Source organism: Caulobacter sp. GW821-FHT09B08, from assembly GCF_059418225.1.
On sequence record NZ_JBWKPL010000005.1, the window covers coordinates 75,863 to 96,005 of the forward strand.

Annotated in this window: 9 protein-coding genes; all 9 read left to right on the forward strand. The window is 69.1% G+C overall.

Annotation, left to right across the window (positions count from 1 at the left end; all coding sequences use genetic code 11):
* The first annotated feature begins 215 nt into the window (after positions 1–215).
* The 9 genes from AC07OA_RS15530 to AC07OA_RS15570 all read left to right on the forward strand — a co-directional run bounded on the left by AC07OA_RS15530 (position 216) and on the right by AC07OA_RS15570 (position 20,143).
* A complete protein-coding gene (locus AC07OA_RS15530) occupies positions 216–1,949 on the forward strand; it encodes a ShlB/FhaC/HecB family hemolysin secretion/activation protein (RefSeq protein ID WP_494664719.1) in 1,734 nt (577 codons plus the stop codon).
* Positions 1,950–2,023: 74 nt separating this feature from the next.
* Positions 2,024–3,646: a DUF2341 domain-containing protein gene (locus tag AC07OA_RS15535; RefSeq protein ID WP_494664720.1), complete on the forward strand. Its 1,623-nt coding sequence runs from the start codon at positions 2,024–2,026 to the stop codon at positions 3,644–3,646.
* A gap of 9 nt (positions 3,647–3,655) precedes the next feature.
* On the forward strand, positions 3,656–4,063 hold the full coding sequence (locus AC07OA_RS15540; protein ID WP_494664721.1) for an ExbD/TolR family protein: 408 nt from the start codon (positions 3,656–3,658) through the stop codon (positions 4,061–4,063).
* A 25-nt stretch (positions 4,064–4,088) separates the two neighbouring features.
* On the forward strand, positions 4,089–4,778 hold the full coding sequence (locus AC07OA_RS15545; protein WP_494664722.1) for a hypothetical protein: 690 nt from the start codon (positions 4,089–4,091) through the stop codon (positions 4,776–4,778).
* 40 nt (positions 4,779–4,818) lie between these two features.
* Entirely contained in the window at positions 4,819–6,408 is a 1,590-nt protein-coding gene (locus tag AC07OA_RS15550; protein ID WP_494664723.1) for a putative porin, read from the forward strand.
* A gap of 14 nt (positions 6,409–6,422) precedes the next feature.
* Positions 6,423–6,953: a hypothetical protein gene (locus AC07OA_RS15555; RefSeq protein ID WP_494664724.1), complete on the forward strand. Its 531-nt coding sequence runs from the start codon at positions 6,423–6,425 to the stop codon at positions 6,951–6,953.
* A gap of 65 nt (positions 6,954–7,018) precedes the next feature.
* The gene (locus AC07OA_RS15560; protein WP_494664725.1) at positions 7,019–18,520 is read left to right on the forward strand and encodes a filamentous hemagglutinin family protein; all 11,502 of its coding nucleotides are present in this window, start codon (positions 7,019–7,021) and stop codon (positions 18,518–18,520) included.
* A 238-nt stretch (positions 18,521–18,758) separates the two neighbouring features.
* Positions 18,759–19,514, forward strand: a complete 756-nt coding sequence (locus AC07OA_RS15565; protein ID WP_494664726.1) for a SapC family protein — start codon at positions 18,759–18,761, stop codon at positions 19,512–19,514.
* A 23-nt stretch (positions 19,515–19,537) separates the two neighbouring features.
* Entirely contained in the window at positions 19,538–20,143 is a 606-nt protein-coding gene (locus tag AC07OA_RS15570; protein WP_494664727.1) for an OmpH/Skp family outer membrane protein, read from the forward strand.

Consider the following 20,143-nt stretch of genomic DNA (forward strand, 5'->3'; position numbering starts at 1 on the left):
GATTGAAGCTGAATTACATTGAGAAGCTCGCCAATCGGCGGGCTTATCTGCGTTGTAGGTTAAATTATAAAATCTCTATACTATAGTATAGTATTATGGATGTCGTAATCGACTGCTAGCAGCTGCCCCATCGGTCGGGGGCGATCGTTTCGCATCACCCCGGCGCTGTCGCGTTTTTGAGGGTCGGGGGCGAAATGATCGCTGAGAGAACCGCCATGGTCTTGGTCCATGGCAGCAAGGTCTTGTCCGCATCGTTGCGCGGCGCATTGTGCGCCGCCTCGGCCGCCGCCGCTCTTTGCGCCGCCGTGCCGGCCCTGGCCCAGGACGCCGACGCGCCGATCGCCACGGCCAACGGCGAACAGAACGACCTGCGCTTCGACGTCATGGAGTTCGAGGTTTCGGGCAATTCGGTGCTCGGCGCGGTCGCCATTCAACGCGCCCTGACGCCCTACACCGGCTTCGGCAAGGGCGTGCCGGACGTCGAGGCCGCCCGTGGCGCGCTGGAGAAGGCCTATCGCGACGGCGGCTACGCCACGGTCGTGGTCGAGGTGCCGGCTCAGGACGTCCGCAGCGGGATCGTCAAGCTGGCGGTGGTCGAGGGCAAGGTCGACCAGGTCCGGGTGCGCGGCGCCCGCTACGTGCTGCCCAGCGAGATCAAGAGCGCCCTGCCGGGCCTGGCCGAGGGCGCGGTGCCCAACGTGCCGTCCCTGCAGAAGGAACTGGGCGACGCCAACAGCCGCACCACCCGCACCATCACGCCGGAGTTCCGCGCCGGTCAGGCGCCGGGCACCGTCGATGTCGACCTGATGGTCGAGGACAAGCGTCCGTGGGGCGCCTCGCTGGAGCTCAACGACCAGTACAACCGCTCGACCGAGCGCTGGCGCGCCAACGCCTCGGTGCACTACGACAACCTCTGGCAGCGCGCCCACAGCGCCAACCTGTTCTTCCAGACCGCGCCCGAGGAGCCCAGCCAGATCCAGGTCTGGTCCGGTTCGTACTACGCGCCGATCGGCTATGGCCGCACCAGCCTGCTGGCCTATGCCGTGCAATCCAACACCGACGTGGCCACGATCGGCGGCCTGGCGGTCCTGGGCGACGGCTTCATGGCCGGCGCGCGGGTCATCCGCACCCTGGGCGGCTCGCCCAAGGGCACGGTCCAGTCGCTGCTCTTCGGCTTCGACTTCAAGGACTACATGGACCAGATCGGCCTGATCGATCCGGCCACCGGCCAACTGCTGACCTTCGACACCCCGGTCACCTACCTGCCGTTCACCGGCCAGTACCGGCTGCTCGGCGGCAACGCCAAGTCCAACTACGAGATCACGCTGGGCGCCACCTTCGCCTTCGACGGCGTGGTCGGCGACCAGGACGAATTCGGCGGCCAGCCGGACGATCCGCTGAAGCCGGGCGACCAGAGCCATCCGGGCAAGCGCGCCGACTCCGAGGCCAGCTTCTTCTTCCTGTCCGGCGCGGCCAACTACACCCGCCGGTTCCCCGAGACCTGGGAAGCCAAGCTCTCGTTCGACTGGCAGCTGTCGGCCGTGCCGCTGATCTCCAACGAACAGTTCGTGCTGGGCGGCGCCAACAGCGTGCGCGGCTTCCGCGAGGCCGAGGTGCTGGGCGACAGCGGCTTCCGACTGGCCGCCGAGGTCAATCGCAAGGTCCCGATGAGCTGGGCCGGCGCGGCGATCGACAAGGCCGTCGACTGGAAGCTGGGCGTCTTCGCCGAAGGCGGCGGCACGTTCCTGAACCGGCCGCTGCCGGGTGAAGAATCCGAGTTCTGGCTGGCCAGCGTCGGCGTCTCGACCCGGTTCGAGGTGCGCGAGGCCCTCTATGGCCAACTCGACCTTGCCTACCAGTTCCAGGAAGACCCCAGCGGCTCCGGATCACCGGTTCCAGACGACGTGGGCGACCTTCGCCTGCACGTGAAAATTGGCGTCAAGTATTGAGGCGGAAAATGAACAGGAAACATCTCTTAGGTCTGATTGCCGCCTTCTCGGCTTTTACGTCTTTTCAGGCCGCTGTGGCGGCTGACGGCGAGTGGTTCGACGATAAACTGAAGATCCGCAAGGAGATCGTGGTCAATCCCGGGCCCAAGGGCGCGGGCCTGGACGCGACGACGCCGACCTTCCCCTTCGCCCTGCGGCTCTCCGAGCAGACCGTGGCGTTCGGCGACCTGAAGGAAGACGGTTCGGACCTGCGGGTCACCGGTCCCGACGGCAAGCGCGTCGAGCACTATGTCGAGAGCATCGACCCCAAGGCCGGCCTGGCCGTGGTCTGGGTCAAGGGCACGAGCCTGGATCCCAAGTCGAGCCAGACCTACCACCTCTATTACGGCGGCGACGCCAAGTCGGTGGCCAATTCGGCCGCCGTGTTCGACAGCTCCGAGCTGCTGGCCCTGGACTTCACCGACGGCGCCAAGGACCGCACCCGCAACGGCAACGACGTGGTCGGCGCGGTCGCCACCGCGCCGGGCTTTGCGGGCCAATCGGCCAGTCTGACCGGCGCGCCGGTCCGCATCGCCGCCTCCACCAGTCTGACCGCGACGGCGGGCGCGCCCTTCACCCTGATGATGTGGGTCAAGCCCGCTCAGGCGCAGAACGCCGTACTGGCGCAACGCGCGGGGCTGAACCTCGGCCTGGCCGGCGGCCAGGTGGTCGCCCAGGTCGGCGGGACCCAGGTCGTCGGCGCCACGCCGGTGGCGCCCGGCGCCTGGACTCACGTGGCCCTGGTCGGCCGCGCCAACGGTATGATCGACCTCTATGTGGGCGGCAAGCTGGCCGGCAGCGGCCAGGGCGCGACCCCGGCGCTGAGCGACGACCTGATCCTGGGTCAGGGCTTCACCGGCCAGATCGACAACGTCCGCTACGCCGCCGCCGAGCGGTCGGCGCCCTATGTCAACGCCGTGGCCCTGTCGGACAATGGCCGAGGTCTGGTGACGTTCGGCGCCGAAGCCGCGCGGTCGGGCAAGTTCGAGCTGGGCTACTTCGTCACCGTCGTCACCAACGTGACGCTGGAAGGCTGGGTGGTGATCGGGCTCTGCGGGATCCTGCTGGCCATCGCCATCTGGGTGATGGTCACCAAGTCCTCGCTGGTCGGCAAGATCGAGAAGCAGAACGCTTTCTTCCGCGAGGCCTACGGCGCCGCCGCCGACCTGAAGGCGGCGTCCCTGCGCGACGAAGCCGCGCACGAGCGCGACTCGACCCTCTCGGAAATCTACCTGGCGGGCATGAGCGAGCTGGATGCCCTGGCCAAGTCGGGCTCGGCCCGGTTGTCGGTCGGCGCCATCGAGGCCCTCAAGGCGCGGATCGACGGGGTGCTGTCGGACCAGTCCTACAAGCTGTCGCAAGGCATGGTGCTGCTGACCCTGGCGGTTTCCGGCGGTCCGTTCCTGGGCCTGCTGGGCACGGTGATCGGGGTGATGATCACCTTCGCGGCCATCGCGGCCGAGGGCAATGTCAACGTCAACTCGATCGCCCCCGGCGTCGCCGCCGCCCTGCTGGCCACCGCCGCCGGCCTGTTCGTCGCGATCCCCGCCCTGTTCGGATACAACATCATCCTTACACGGATCAAAAGGATCAACGCCACCACCCGCTCGTTCGCCGACACCCTCGTCGCGCGCCTTTCCGTCCAGTACGGCGCGTAGGGGGCGACCATGGCCAAGATCCAAGACGAAGACGCCATCTACGACGAGGTCAACATCGTTCCGATGCTCGACCTGGCCTACGTGCTGATCGTCGTGTTCATCCTGATGGCGACGGCCCAGGTGTCGGGCATCGAGCTCGACCTGCCCCAGGCCTCGAACCGGCAGACCCTCGAGGTCAGCCAGACCCAGGCGATCAGCGTGGCGGCCTCCGGCGAGGTCTACCTCAACGGCGCCCCGACCACCGTGCCCGAGCTGACCGAGGAGATGCGCGCGCGCTTCGCCGAGAACCCGGACGTGCCGGTGGTCATCCGCGGGGACACGGCGACGGACTACGGCAAGGTCATGGAGGTTCTCGACGTCGTGAAGGGCGTGGGGATCACCAAGATCGGCTTGCCGGCCGAAAAGCCCGCCGCCTGATCGCCGCCCGTTCGAGTAACCCAGCATGAAACCCAACCCCAGACCCTCGCCGGGACGGTGGACGATACCGGCGGCGCTGGTGATCGGCGGCCTGGTCCTCGCGGCCCTGTGCTGGTGGCTGCTCGGCCTCGGCAAGGTCGAGGACCGAGTGCGGACCGAGGAGGTCGAGATGTTCGACATCTCCGAACCGCCGCCACCGCCTCCGCCGCCGCCCGAGCCCGTCCAGCAACAGACCGAGACCAAGCCCGAGGAAACCCCGCAGACCGTCCAGCCGGATCCGCTGTCGGCCACCCAGCCGACCAGCACCAACCCGCCGGCCGGCGATCTGGCCAGCCTGCTGCAGGATCCCACCGCCTCGTCCTCGCCGTTCGCCGGCGGGGCGCGAGGGCAGGGGGGAACGGGCAAGGGGCCGCTGATCGGCGGCGTCGCGTCCGGAAACGCCGCGTCCCGCGCCTACGCCGACACGATCAAGAATCTGATCATGCGGCGTCTGCGCCAGGACAAGGCCCTCGCCCAGGAAGCCTTCGCCTTCTCCATCAAGGTGAGGGTGGGGGCGGCGGCGGACCTGGAGATCGTCAGTGTCTCCAACGTCACCCCGCCCGAGCTGGAGGGCGCCATCACCAAGGCCCTGCGCGGCCTGTCCTCCATCGATCGTCCGCCCCCGGCGGGCGGGCCGGTCCCCTACGTCGCCACCATTCGTCTCAGCCAGTCCTGACCGGGAACGGTCGATCCCCACTCGCTCCACGGAGTCCACGATGTCTAAGTTTTCTCTCGCCGTCAGACTGCTCGCCGGCGCCGCCAGCGGGGCCCTGCTGCTGACCGCCGGTGTCGCAACCGCCCAGACGCGGCCGACCGATCCTTCGACGCTCGATATCCTCCAGGTGCTGGTGGACAAGGGCGTGCTGAGCCAGACCGACGCCGACGCGGTGCTGGGCGAGGCCCGCAAGCGGGCCGAGCAGCGCTCCGACGTCGTCCGGGTGCCTTATGTGCCCGAGGCTCTGCGCACGGAGATCAAGGAAGAGGTCAAGGCCGATGTCATGAACACGGCCCGCCAGGAGAACTGGGCCCAGCCCGGCGTCCTGCCCAACTGGCTGGACCGTTTCACCCTGTCGGGCGACATGCGCGTTCGCGGCGAGTGGAAGAACTTCGGCGACGGCAACACGCCGCTGATCCCCAACGTGACCGAGATCCGCAATCGCGGCGGCATCTCCGAACTGGCCACGCCGCCGTTCCTGTCGACCACCGACGGCCGCTTCCGCAGCCGCGTCCGGGGCCGCCTGGCGGTCGACGCCAAGGTCAGCGACAGCGTTCAGGCCGGCCTGCGCTTCGTGACCGGCGACGTCGCCGACCCGACCTCCACCAACGAGACCCTGTCGCCCAACTTCGACAAGGTGAACGTCAATCTGGACCGCGCCTTCATCAAGGTCTCGCCGTTCCAGGAGAGCCCGCTGCTGCGCAACACCTCGGCGATCTTCGGCAAGTTCGACAATCCGTTCTTCGCCACCGAGATCATGTGGGACCGCGACGTGCAGTTCGACGGCGTGGCGCTGAGCACCGACATCGCCCTGGGCGACCACTACAGCGCTCCGCATGTGTTCGGCACGGTCGGCGCCTTCCCGCTGGACGAGTTTTCGACCAAGACCGAGGACAAGGTGCTGTACGCCGTGCAGCTGGGTGCTTCCTACCAGCCGACCGAGCGGATGAAGTTCCGCGCCGCGGCCGCCTACTACTACTTCGACAATGTCCAAGGCCGCTTCAACACCCTGGGCCTGCGTGACAATGACGAGACCACGCCGCGCCGCGTGCAGTACGGCAACTCGCTGTTCAACGTGCGCCGCGACAACACCACGCCCAACACCGTGCTGTTCGGCCTGGCCTCGGGCTACGAAGTGGCGGCGGTCACGGCGCGCGCCGAGTTCAAGCTGACCGACGTGCTGACCCTGGCCTTCGACGCCGAGGGCCTGGTCAACACCGCCTTCGACGAAAACAAGCTGCGCACCACCTACGGCGTGCCGGCCAGCAGCGGCGACACCGCCTGGCATATCCGCGGCACGATCGGCAGCCCCAAGATCGACATGCGCGGCGACTGGCAGTTCAGCGCCGGCTACCGCCACATCGAGGCCGACGCCACGCTCGACCTGTTCACCGACAGCGACTTCGGCCTGGGCGGCACCGACCAGGAAGGCTTCGTGATCCGCGGCGCGATCGGCCTGAGCGAGCGTCTGGCGCTGGAGGCCAGCTGGTTCTCGGCCCGCACGATCGACCTGATCGATCCCCTCACCGGGGCGCGCGCGGACTCGATCGACAGCGACACCGCCCAGCTCGACCTCACCGTCAAATTCTAGCGCCGGAGCCCGTGATGAAGACCCTCACCACCATCGCCCTCTGCGCGGTCAGCCTGGCCGCCGGCGCGGCCGTCACGGCGGGAGCCCAGACGGCTTCCGGGCCGGCTTCCGCCCCGGTCACCCGGGCGGCCAAGGCCGGCGAGTGCATCGTTCGCGAACAGGCCGAGCAGATCATCGGGGTCCTGGCCCAGCGCAACGAACAGCTGAGCACGGCCACCAGCAACCTGCGCGCCGCCGAACAGCGGATCGCCGAGCTGGAGGTCAAGGCCGCCGAGGCCGACACCGCCAAGCGCGCCCTGCAGACCGCCGCCGACCGCAATCGCGAGCTGGTGACGATCGGCAAGGCGATCCTCAAGGACTACGGCGACATGAACCTGGGCAAGAAGGCCGCCTCCGGCGAGCCCCTGACCGGCCTCTACCGCGTGCGCCTGGAGAACACCCTCCAGAAGTTCGAGGACGAGATCGCCGCCCAGCGCGTGTTCCCCGAGCGCGAGTTGCAGCAGGCCGCCCAGCCTGCCGCGCCGCCGACCGCCCAAGCCAACTGACGACCCCGGGACCGCCGCGCGAGCGCGCGGCGGTCCAGTTCCGCATCGTTTTCAGGAGCGCCATCATGGCCCGCCGCCGTACCGCCGTTCAGTCCGCCAAGACCAAGTCCGCCACCGCAAAGACCGTCGTCCTCCGGTTCGGCCAGGCCACCCAGCGCGCGGCGCTGATCGCCTCGGTCAGCCTGCTGGGTCTGGCCGCGTCGGGCGTGCTGGGCCTGCAGGTCGCCATGGCGCAGGACGCCGCCCAGACCCTGGCCGGGACCAAGATCCTGCCGGGCGGTCGCTGGACCGGCGCGCGCCTGCCGACCGTCGCCCAGACCAACAACGGCCTGGTGATGACGATCAAGCAGGAGCAGAAGGCGGCCCTGATGGACTGGTCGCAGTTCGACGTGGGCGCCAGCGAGGAGGTCCATTTCGAGCAGGGCGGGGCGGACTGGATTGCGCTGAACCGCATCTTCAGCGCCAATCCCAGCCAGATCGCGGGCAAGATCACGGCCAAGGGCCAGGTGTGGCTGGCCAATACCAACGGCGTGATCTTCAAGGGCACGGCCAAGGTCAACACCGCCTCGATGCTGGTGACCACCACGGTGATGCCGGACTCCGTGCTCGACACCAAGGGCCTGCTGAGCGATCGCAACCGCGACGACGGCTGGTACGGGATCCCCGGCCTGCTGGAAGGCGCGGTCGGCGACATCGTGATCGAGAAGGGCGCGGAGCTGACCTTCAAGTCGACCGATCCGACGGTGACCAGTTCGGCCATGTTCCTGGGCGTCAACGTCATCAACCACGGCAAGATCGACATCACCGACGGCCAGCTGGTGATGATGGCCGGTGAGGACTTCGTGCTGCGCTCCGGCGCCACGCACGAAATGTACAACTATGACTTCCTGCGAGGTGTCTACGGCCTGAGCAGCGCCAAGCGCGCCGGCTACGGCCGTTACAACAACGAGGCGCGCTGGAATCTCTGGCATTATGGCCGGGCCGAGGAACTGGGCCTGAGCGTGATCAACGACGGGGTGATCAACGCCACGCGCGGCACGATCCTGATGCAGGGCGCCAGCATCGTCCAGAACGGCGTCGTCACCGCGACGACCGGCGTGCGCCAGCGCACCGGCGCGATCCTGCTGCGCGCGGGTTTCGCCTTCGACGACGACGAGCTCTACTATTCGAACGGCTACGACCGTCTGGCCGGTGACATCACCTTCGGCAAGGGCAGCCTGACCCAGGTCGCGCCCGAAACCGGGACCGACGCCAGCCCGGCCCTGGAGACCTTCACCGGCTCCAAGCGCTCGCGCATTTCCGTGGTCGGCCGCGACGTGCTGATGGAGGAGAACTCGACGCTGCGCGCCCAGGGCGGCCTGATCACCGTCGACGGCAACTACAACGCCACGATGCTCGGCGACTTCGCCGGCGCGGACAAAGGTAAGCCGGGGTCGTTCATCATGCGCCAGGGCGCGCTGATCGACGTCTCGGGCGTGCGTGGTGTGCAGCGTGACGTCAGCGACAACATCGTCGACGTGGAGATCCGGGCCAACGAGCTGTCGTCCTCGCCGCTCCAGCGCGATGGGATCCTCTATGGCGAGGACGTTAAGGTCGACATCCGCCAGGGCGCGAGCATCGTCGACTGGACCGGGGCGCTGGCCAACCGCAACCTGACGGCCGAGGATCGCTCGATCAACGGCGGCGACGTGCAGATCCGGGCGCTCAGCGCCGTGCAGATCGACAACGGCGCCAAGATCGACATCTCGGGCGGCAGCGCCGACTATGCTGGCGGCTGGGTCGACGTCACCCAGCTGACGGCAGCCGATGGCCGGGTGTTCGACATCGCCACCGCCGATGCGGGCCTGACGTACACCGGCCTGTCCAAGACCCAGCGCTTCGAGGCGGGCTATACCGAGGGCGGCGACGCCGGCCGGCTGGAAATCCTGTCCTCGTCGCAGAAGCTGTTCGGCCGCGTGAGCGCCGACACCGTGGTCGGCAGCCGCCAACTGGCCGCCGGCGTGAAGGGGGCCAAGCCCGCGACGCCGACCGGGGCCATCGAGGTCCCCGTCTCGACCCGCATGCCCAAGGGCGGCTCGGTGACCTTGGGCACCGGCTCGGAATCCCTCGCCGAATACTTCTTCGACCAACTCTTCGTCACGCCCGGCCAGGGCGCGGTGAACCTGACGGTCAACGGCGGTCAGGTCACCCTTGATCCCACCAAGCTCGGTAAGGACGGCAAGCTGTCCGAGGGCGGCTATACGCAGGTGATGGTCGGCGAGAAAGGCGATCAGCCGATCCTGCTGGCTCCGGGCTGGGTGGTCTATCGCGGCCAGGCGGTCGAACTGCGCCAGGCGCTGATCGACCAAGGCTATGAAGGCGCGGATCTGGAGGCTCTTCTGGCGCCGGGCGCGACCCTGCCGACCGGCTTCCAGCGCGGCCGCAACGCCTCGTTCAGCTTCATCGAGGACGACTTCTTCGCCGGCGTCGAAACGCTGAACATCATGAACAAGTCTGATGCTTGGGCCTACAGCCTCAACATCACCGACGGCGCGCGGCTCCAGCTGCGGGCTGGCGGGGCGCTGACCCTGAGCGCGACGCCCGCCAATATCGGCCGCGACGTCGTGCTCAGCGCGGCGGGCGGCAGCATCAACGTCCTGGCTTCGCGGATCGGCGACGGTTCGGTGCTGTCGGTGGCCGGGACCTGGACCAACGACCTGAACAGCGGCGGCCAATGGGGCGGCCGGGTCGACGGCGGCTCGATCGCGGTGCAGGGCGCGGTGCTGGACGGCGACGTCACCTTCGACGCCCAGGGCGGCGGCTGGTGGAAACAGACCAGCCCGGCCACCGCGGCGGGTCCGGCCGGCTACGAGCTGGTCAACGGCAAGGGCGGTTCGATCGCCCTGACGCGTGGCGCGAGCCAGGACGGCGCGACGCTTCTCGACCGCGCCGATTTCAAGCTCGGCGGCCTGGGGGGCGCGGGCTCCCTGCGGCTGGAAGAGATGGGCGACATCGTGATCGGCCCGGCCGGTGGTTCGGCCTCCGCGGGCGGCCTGTACCTGTCGGACGCCAAGCTGAACGAATGGGGCCTGGGCTCGCTGACGATCAACGGCGGCCTGCTGGACCTGACGCTGGACACCTCGGTGATCGGGCGTGTCAGCCAGGGTGTGCGGGACCCCAACGTCACCGATCCCAATGATCCCAACGTCTTCATCATCGCGCCGGGCACGGTGATCACGGCCGAGGGCTATCAGGCTATCCTGGCCGCCAACGCCAAGGCTGCGGCCTACAACGCCAATCTCCCCGCCGGGGCCAGCGAGCGCCCCCCCATCGGCAAGCTGTCGGTCGTCGCCGACATCGACGTGCGCGCCGGAACCAAGCTGGACCTGGCGCAGAAGGTTCTGGTCCTCGACACGCCGGCCAGCCAGATCGCGACCGGCGCCGACCTTTCGCAGTTCACCAAGGCCATCGTGCCCGCCGAGCATCTGCGCGCCGGCACGACCTTCAATCTGGGCTATGCGGGCAATCTCACCGTCGCGGACGGCGCGACCATCAAGGTGGCGACCAACGGCGCGGTCGGCCTCAGCGGCTCGGTGCTCGACATCGGCGGCGACATCACCGCCCTGAGCGGCAAGATCAACCTGTCCGCGACCGACCTGGGCTCGCTGCGGGTCCGCTCCTCGGCGTTCCTCGATGCACGGGGCGTGGTGGTCAGCCGCCTGGTGCAAGGCGGGGCTCCGGGCCAGTCCTGGACCGAGGGCGTCGTCCACGCGGGCGGCGACATCTCGGTGGGCGGCGGCGACGTGATCATCGAACGCGGCGCGCGGCTCGACGTCTCGGGCGCGGCGGGAGTCCTGACGGTCAGCGTGCCGTCGCGCCTGGGCGCGGTGCGGGTCGATCGCCTGATCGGCGGCGACGCGGGCACGATCTCCATCGGCGGCCGGTCGGGCTACGTGGTCGGCGACCTTCGCGGCGCGGCGGGCGTGGGCTTCAACGGCGTCACCGGCCGGGCCGGGGTGCTGAACCTGACGGGCGGGGCCGATGGCCGGGGCGTCAGCGAAGAGCAGATGACCGCCATCCTCGACAATATCGCCAATAGCGGCATCGACACCTACGGCTTCGCCAATCTGGCCGAGCTGGCCGAGGCCTATTTCGGCGCCCAGCCGGGAACGATCGAGCCCATCCCGATCAACGATCCCGTCGCCCTGCGCGCCTTCCTGGCCGAGGCCTTCGCCGGAGCTTCGGCGACCGATCCCGCGGGCTTCCTGGTGCTGGACCCGACCCTGGTCGAGGCCGGCGCTGCCCGACCGCCAGTCGGGCCCTACGCGCCGGACGTCCCGGCCGGCTACGTGGTCAGCACCAACCAGGGCGGCTATGTCGGCGCCCTGGCGATGCTGATCGACTACTTCGGCGGGGCCAGCTATCGCGAAAACTTTGCCAGCATCGCGCCGGGCAGCAGCTTCCATGTGGGCCAGGCGCCCCTGACGGCCGCGGCCGGCTTCGATACGGTCAATATCGACGGCCAGGTCCGGGTGGACTCCGACCTTACCCTCAAGGCCCTGCGGTCGCTGACGATCACGTCGGTGGCGGCGGACACCGCCGACGTCACCCTGCAGGCGCCGATCATCACCTTCACCGGCGGCCTGGGCATGGCCGACACCAGCTCCGACGGCGGTGAGTTCAAGGCCCTGGCCCAGACCATCAACGTGGGCAACGCCGCCTTCGGCGGCTTCAGCAAGGTGACGCTGGAGGCCACGCAGTCGCTGTCGGGCGGCAGCAAGGTCACGCCGGACGGCATGGGCGGCAGCCTGTTCTCCAACGTCTATGCGCCCGGCGCCCTGGTGATCCGCGCCGGGCAGGTCTATCCGCATACCGGCACGGCGCTGGGGATCTTCTCCGACACCAGCGTCACCTTCGAGCGCGCCGGCTCCAGCCCGGCCGCGCCGCTGTCGGCCGGCGGCAAGCTGGTGATCGAGGCCCCGGTCATCAACCAGGGCGGCGTGCTTTCGGCTCCCTTCGGCACGATCGAGTTCGAGGGCGAGCAGGTCAACTTCCTGCCGGGCAGCCTGACCACGGTTTCGGCCGACGGCCGCACCATTCTCTACGGCCACACGATCGACGGCTCGAACTGGTGGGGTCCGACCCCCGACAGCATGGAGGACGTCCAGCTCGACACGCCGCCCGAAAAGCGGATCGTGGTGTCGGGCGACAATGTCGACCTGCAGGCCGGCGCGGTGATCGACGCCGGCGGCGGCGGCGATGTTCTGGGCCTGGAGTTCGTCCAGGGTCCCAAGGGCGCGGCCAACATCCTGACGGGTGACGGCGTGTTCGCGATCTCGCCGGCGTTCGGCGCCGACGTCTCGCTGGGGCAAGCGCCCAGCACCGCGCCGCGCGAGCAACTGGCGGTCGGCGACGTGATCTGGCTGCCCGCCTTCGACGGCAACCCGGCCGGCTACTACACCCTGCTTCCGGCGGAATATGCCCTGACCCCGGGCGGCTACCGCGTCACCGTCGCCCAGACGGGCGCGGCCTCTTCCACGCCGCGCCAGACCACGGACGGCAGCTTCATCCTGACCGGCCACCAGGCCGGCGAGCAGGGCGTGGCGTTCAGCGACCAGGGCTTCACCAGCTTCCAGGTGATGTCCGGCGCCGGGGTGCGCCAACGTTCGGAGTTCATCGAGACCAGCGGCAACTCTTTCTTCTCCAGCGAGCGGTTCCTGACCGGGCTGGAACGTTCGGGCGCGGTTTACAACGCCGACCCCAGACTGCCGGTCGACGGCGGCTTCATGACCATCGCGGCGCGCGAGAGCCTGCAGCTGAACGGTGAGTTCCGGGCGCGCGGCGCCACTTCGGCCGATCGCGGCGGCGTGCTCGACATCGCCGGCGACCTGATCGTGGTGGCCTCGGCCGGGACGGACATCAGCGACTTGGGTCCGGGCTATCTGCGCCTGGATCCCAAGCAGCTGTCGAACGTGGCCGAGAGCCTGCTGATCGGCGGGGTGCGCCGCCAGGGCCAGGCGGGGCTGGAGATCGTCACCGGCTATGAGGGGCGCAACGACGACGGCACGCCCATTGGCGCCTCCGTCGGCGCCGAGCGGATCGTGGTGCGCAACGGCGAAAGCGACGCGCTCACGGGCGTGGAAATCCTGTTCGCCGCGACCGACGAAGTCCGGTTCGAAGCCGGTTCGGTGGTGCGGGCCGTCGGTGATGGGGCCCAGGCGGCCGACATCATCCTGCGTCCGGAGCTGGCCTCCCACACGACCACCACGGTCTGGCCCCCGATGACCTACGCGGCCGAGGATCGCGGCGCGTTCGTGCGGGTCTCGAACCTGGGCGACGTGGCGATCACCCGCACGAACGCCAAAAACGACCGCGGCGACGTGGTGCTGGAGAGCGGCGCGCGGCTGGAGGCGGTCGACGCCGTCGCCGTCAACGCCACCCGCGACACCACGCTGGAGCCCGGGGCGATCCTCAAGGCCGGCGTCATCGAGGCGGCGGCCGGCGTCGTCAGCTTCGGCGACGCGCCGTCGGTGCAGAACGGCCTGGTGCTGAACGACGCGGCCTTCGCCGCCCTGGCCAGCGCCCAGACCCTGCGCCTGCGCAGCTTCTCCACCTTCGACATCTATGGCGACATCAACCTGGCCACCAGCAACAACCTGGTGCTGGACGGCGGCGGCCTGGTGAACATCGACGGCCAGAGCGACAGCGTGTTCACGGCCAAGACCCTGACGCTGTCCAACACCAACGCCCCGGCCATCACCCCGACGGCGACGGGCGGCGGGTTGAAGCTCAACGCCGAAACCGTGGTCTTTGGGCAAGGCGTGGTGGGCCTCGGCTTCGCCGACATCGACGTCGACGCCAAGGGCAGGGTGCTGTTCAGCGGCGCGGGCAAGATCAACGCGCCGGGCTCGCTGTCCATCCGTGCCACCGACGTGGCCGCCGCCAGCGGCGCCTCGCACGGCGTCAACGCCGGGGGCTCGGTGGAGGTTCTGGCCCAGGCGGCGCCGATGACCCTGGCGGCCTTCCAGACCGCCGGCGCCACCCTGGACCTCAAGGGCCAGTCGGTGACGATCGACCTGCCGGTGACCCTGTCGTCCGGCGTGTTCCGGGCTTCGGCGACGACCGGCGACGTGCTGGTGGGCGACAACGCGCGCATCGACGTATCGGGTTCGGCCATCAAGTTCTACGAGGTCACTGAATACCTCGGCGCGGGCGGCATTGGCCTGACGTCGGAGCGCGGTGACGTGACGGTGGCCTCGGGCGCGGTGCTGGACCTGTCCGGCGGCCAGACCGGCGACGCGGGCGACCTGATCATTTCGGCCGGCCGCGGCGTGGCGGTGCTGGACGGCCAGCTCAAGGCCGTGGCCGGGACCGGCGGCAAGGGCGGCGCCTTCACGCTGCAGACCTCGACGCTGGCCGACTTCGGCGCCCTCAACGCCAAGCTCAACACCAGCGGCTTCAACCGCTCGCGGCGCTTTGCGGTGGTCAGCGGCGACGTGGACCTGACCGGCGTGACCCAGGTGGACGCGTTCGAACTGTCCACCGGCCAGGGCTCGATCACGGTCGACGGGAGCGCCCAGGTCATCACCACCGGCGCCAAGGGCGGCAAGATCGTCATCGCCTCGGGCGGCGACCTGATCGTCGAGGACGGCGCGGTGCTGGACGCCAGCGCCAAGGGCGCGGGTCCCCAGCGTGGCGGGCTGGTGTCGCTGCAGGTCGGCGACGCCGGCGCGCTGGACATCGGCGCGGCGGTGCTCAAGGTCGGCGGGGCAGGTACGGGCGAGGGCGGCGAGGTGCGCTTGCGGGCCCGCCAGATCAATGGCGACGTGGCCGTGGATCGCTACCTGGCCAGCGTCGACGGCGGCGCCACCATCCTGGAAGCCTACCGGGTCACCGACCTGGGCGCGGGCGACCATGTGATCGACACGGCGCTGCAAGGTCAGGTCGTCGCCCAGGCGACCGCCTTCATGGCTGACGGTAATGTCTTGGCCATCCGCACCCGCCTGGGCCAGGCGGACGCCAACGCCTTCAAGATCACCCCCGGCATCGAGATCCGCGCCGGCGGCGACCTGAGCCTGAAGGACGAATGGAACCTGGCGCCGGTCCGCTTCGGCGGCCAGCCCGGCGTGCTGACCCTGCGCGCCGGCGGCGACCTGTCGATCGACGCCAACCTGTCGGACGGCTTCCTGTCGGCGCAGCAGCCGAGCGTTCCCTTGTCGAGCAGTGATCCGGCGACGGCCGCCAGCCCGCTGACCAACGACGAATCCTGGTCCTACAACCTGGTGGCCGGCGCTGATCTGACCCAGGCCAACGTCCTGTCGACCCTGGCCTCGGCCACGGGCGAGGGCGACGTCAAGATCAACGCGATCGTGCGCACCGGCACCGGCGACATCAACGTCGCCGCCTCGGGCGACCTGAATTACAAGCCGGTCCGCGAGTACCAGTTCGTCATCACCCCGGATATCGCCGGCAACAACAATGTGGCCATCATCTACCCCGATGGCACGCTGCGTAACTTCGCCGCCACCCAGATGCCCAGCGGCCTCTTCGAGGTGACCGTCCCCGACCTGGGCCATGTCGTGTTCGACCAAGGCTCGATCTACGGCAACGGCACGGTGTGGATCGAAGCCGGAGCCCGGGCGATCACGGGCGACTACGACAACGACGGCAGCCGCGCGGCCTTCTCCGTCCAGTATGTGGATGGGGCGCTCTACACCGCCGGCCGGGAGGCCGCGCCGCTGGCCGACTTCGAAATGCCCAACCAGTATTATGGCGGCAGCTCCTGGGACCCGCTGGTGGTCTCCTACCGCGCGGGTTCGTTCCTTGAGAAAGGCGGCGACATCAGCATCGCCGTCGGCGGCGACATCAACGGCGCCGGTGACGCCATGCGCGACGCCACCTGGTACGGCAAGCGGGGCGGCGTCGTCACGACCAGCTACGGCGGCCTGCTGGACACGCCGTTCAGCACCGACCGGGGTGGCGTCTACCAGCAGACCGCCCTGTGGATCACGCCCGACACCTTCCGCCAGGGCGTCGGCGCCCTGGGCGGCGGCGACGTGACCATCCGCGCCGGCGGCACGGTGGACAACCTCGCCGTGGTCCTGCCCACCACCACCCGGGTGGCCGGCGGCCGCACGGCCGACGAAGCCAAGGTGCTCGACATCCGCGGCGGCGGCGACCTGGAGATGTCGGTCGGGGGCGACCTGCTGGGCGGCTCGATCTGGATCGGCAAGGGCGCGGCGACGATCGACGTCGACGGGCGCATGGACAAGACCGCCGACCCGGACATCGAGAACCCGTATTTCTACCAGTCCAACATCGGCGGCTACCGGCCCGACCGTCGCAAGCAGGGCTACGGCGTCCTGATCGTCGATGACGCCACCCTGAAGATCACCACGGGGGGCGACGCCCGGTTCGCCAGCGTGCGCTCCAGCGCCAACGAGAACTGGGACTACCAGGGCTCCAGCTGGCTGGCCTACACCCAGAAGACCAAGCTGGAGGTGATCTCCTCGGGCGGCGACGTCCAGTACTACGCCGCCGGCGGCCGCCAGTACGAGCCGGGCGACATCCTGCCGTCGAAGACCCGGCTGGTGTCGATCAGCGGCTCGGTGATCCTGGGCGATTGGGAGGAGAAGCCCGAGCTGATCCTGGTCGACAGCTTCCCGGGCGGCCAGTTCGACCTGCTGGCTCGCAAGGATATCGGCTTCCTGAACATCCACAGCACCGGCCAGAGCCAGACGTTCAACGGCGGCTACGGCCAGCGCGGCTACGACGCGCCGGGCTTCGCCCTGAGCTGGGGCGATCCGAAAGACGCGCCGCGCGCGGTCAACCCCTTCAGGCCGGGCGATCACCGCTTCTCCGACACCTGGGGCAGTGGCGGGCCGGGCTACGGCCGCGGCGAGAACTCCGACAACATCAACGAGGGCAGCGACCACTACGCGCGAATTTACACGCTCGATGGCGATATCTATCAGGCCCAGGGGACGCAGGATGCCGCCCAGTATCCGGGGGCTCCCGGCGCCTACGGCTTCGGCAACTTCATCTTCGGCTATGAGACCCGCCTCAAGGCCGGCGACGACGTGCGCATGGGCGTGATGGAGTTCCTCAACCAGGACCCCGACGACGTCTCCACGGTCCAGGCCGGTGGTTCGCTCTACCTGCCCGACATCACTATCTTCGGCGAAGGCCGGATGTGGGTGCAGGCCGGGGACGAGATCTACATGGGCACGACCCCCGGCGCCGGCATCCGGGCGGCCGAGGACACGGACTACGCCAACAAGGTCGAGGACAACGGCGCGGACATTTCCGTGCTGGCCGGCATCGACCAGGATCCGAGCTACGATCCGTTCTTCGAATACTACCTGGGCACGGGCGACCTGGCGGCCAAGCCGATCTATCTGAGCGAGTACTATACCTTCGACGACATCGGCCTGGGCACGCCGCACCCCACCACCCTGGCCGACGGCCAGACCGAGGTGACGGTCTATGCGGTCGACCTGGTCAACTACTGGAACGAGATGAACGGCCGTCCGCTGATCTCGCTGGAGGACGACAAGGGCAAGCCGGTGGCGCGCGGCACGCTGATCTCCAAGATCAGCAAGGCCGACTACGAAGCGGCCGTGGCGTGGCTGGCCGATCTGGATCCGGTCAAGAAGCGGGGCCTGGCCACGCGTATCCTTTACGCCGAACTGAAGACCTCCGGCCGTGAAGCGGTCGGGGCCTCCACCGGCACCGATCCGTCCAACACCCGGTTCGGCGATCCCTCGCGCGGCTATGCGGCGGTGGGCAAGCTGTTCCCTGGAGCCCAGCGCAAGCCGGGCGAGGCCAAGCAGGCGGGCGAAGCCCGCTGGTTCGGCGACCTGATCATGACCAACAGCCAGATCCGGACCGACGGCGGCGGCAATGTCGACATCCTGGTCCCCGGCGGCCTGGTGCAGTTGGCCAGCCTCAGCGTCAGCAACACCGATCCCAACAGCTCCGGCGTGCTCAGCCAGGACGGTGGTTCGGTCAACGTGCTCACCTATGGCGACTACATCGTCAACCAGAGCCGCACGATGACGGCGGACGACGGCGACATCATGATCTGGTCGTCGTTCGGCAACATCGACGCCGGCAAGGGCCGCAAGTCCTCGCTGTCGATCCCGCCGGTGATCTTCCCGGTCGACATCAACGGCATCGTCCGGGTGCTGCGCTCGGGCCTGCCCAACGGCGCGGGCATCGCCACCCTGAACCGGGTGGACGGCACGCCGGGCGGCGACGTCGACCTCTACGCGTTCAACGGCATCGTCAACGCCGGGGACGCGGGCATCCGGGCCTCGCGCGACCTGTTCGTCGGCGCCCTGGAGATCCGCGGCCTGGACAACATCACGGTCGGCGGCGTGACCAATGTCGAGCTGAACACCGAGGAGGCCGAACTGGGCCCGATCAACCTCGAGAACTTCGCCCAGGCGGCCGAGGACGACGCCATCGCCAAGGCCTTCGACATGAGCGCCGAGGTCGAGAAACTGCGGACCGTCTCCCAGACGATCCTCACCGGCTCGGTCGTCTCGTTCGGCGAGGACCCGGACGAAGAGAAGAAGCGCAAATAGTCATCCGGCCCGCTCGACACGCGCGAGCGCGGCCGACCCCCATGCCGGGCAGAGGTGTTCCCCTCACACCTGCCCGGTCTTTTCGGACGCGCCCAGGCGGGCGCACCGGGCATGCCCGCCCGGCCGAAAGGCTCTCCTCCCGACGCAGGCGAAGGCCACATCGCCCGCGTCGGGAGGACGAGAACCCTCCACGTCATTCATTCCGGCGGTTGCCGCCGAGGTTTCAGCAGGCGTTCCCATGACCGACACCGACCAGACCAGCCGTCACCCGATGCCGCTGTTCTACAGCGACCCCCAACCGCTCTCGTCCGTCGCCCACGCCGACTGGCGCCTGAAGGCCGGCGCCTTCGAATTCGCCCGCGACGCCCACGTCGTGCCGCTGGTGGTGGCCGAGTTCATCAAGGCCTCGCGCTGGTATCCGATCCTGTTCGCCACCGACGGCGCCGCGCCCGTGGCCCTGGTCGGGCTGGAGCGTCGCAACCTGTTCGTCGCCGACGGCGAGTGGACGGCCGGCGCCTATGTCCCGGCCTATGTCCGTCGTTATCCGTTCGGTTTCATGGGCGCGGGACGGCCCGACCACTTCGCCCTGGCCATCGACGTCGGCAGCGACCGCGTGGCCCAAGGCGGAGAGGAGGGCGAGCCGCTGTTCGTCGACGGCAAGCCCGGTCCGCTGACCCAGCAGGCGCTGGAGTTCTGCGACGCCTTCCAAGACGAGGCCGCCGCGACCACCGCCTTCTGCCGGGCGATCGTCGAGAAGGACCTGTTGGTGGATCGCCGCGCGGATGTGACCACGCCGGATGGCCGGCGGTTCGCGATCGAGGGCTTCCGCCTGATCGACCCCGCCAAGTTCGCCGCCCTGGACGCCGAAACGGTGGTCGACTGGCACGCACGCGGCTGGCTGGGCCTGGCGCAGTTCCACCTGGCCTCCCTCGACCGCTTCGCCGAACTGATGGCCCTGCAGACCCAGGTCCCCGTCGCCGAGGCCGCCGAATGATCCCGTCCTCCAGGAGTTCCGTGATGATCCACCGCATGATGCTGGGCGCCGCCCTGGCGTTCGCGCTCTCGACCCCCGGCGCCGCCTCCGCCCAAACCGCACCGGCCGGTGCGCCGAAGCTCGGCGGGCCGCTCATCCCCGGGCTTTGCATCCTGGGCCGCGACGCTCTGTTCGCCAATTCCAAGGTCGGGGCGGCGGCCAACGCCCGGCTCAAGGTGCTGACCGACCAGGTCCAGGCCGAAGTGGACAAGGAGCGCGTGGCGATCGACGCCGAAGCCAAGGCGCTGGACGCCCAGCCCGCCACCCTCAAGCCCGACGACCTGAAGGCCCGTCGCACCGCCCTGGCGGCGCGGATGACGGCGCTTCAGCGCAAGGTGGCCCTGCGGTCGTCGGAGCTGGAGGCCACGCGGGTCAAGGCCACTGAAAGGCTGGGCGCCGAGGCCGAACCTGTGGTCGCCCAGGTCTACAAGACCCGCAACTGCGGCGCCCTGATCTCGCGCGAAGCGATGATGGGCGCCAATCCGGACATGGACATCACCGTGGCCGCCATCCAGGCGCTGGACGCCAGGATTTCGACCATCACCTTCGAACGCGAGGTCGCCCCACCGCAGGCGTCGGCCAAGCCTTAG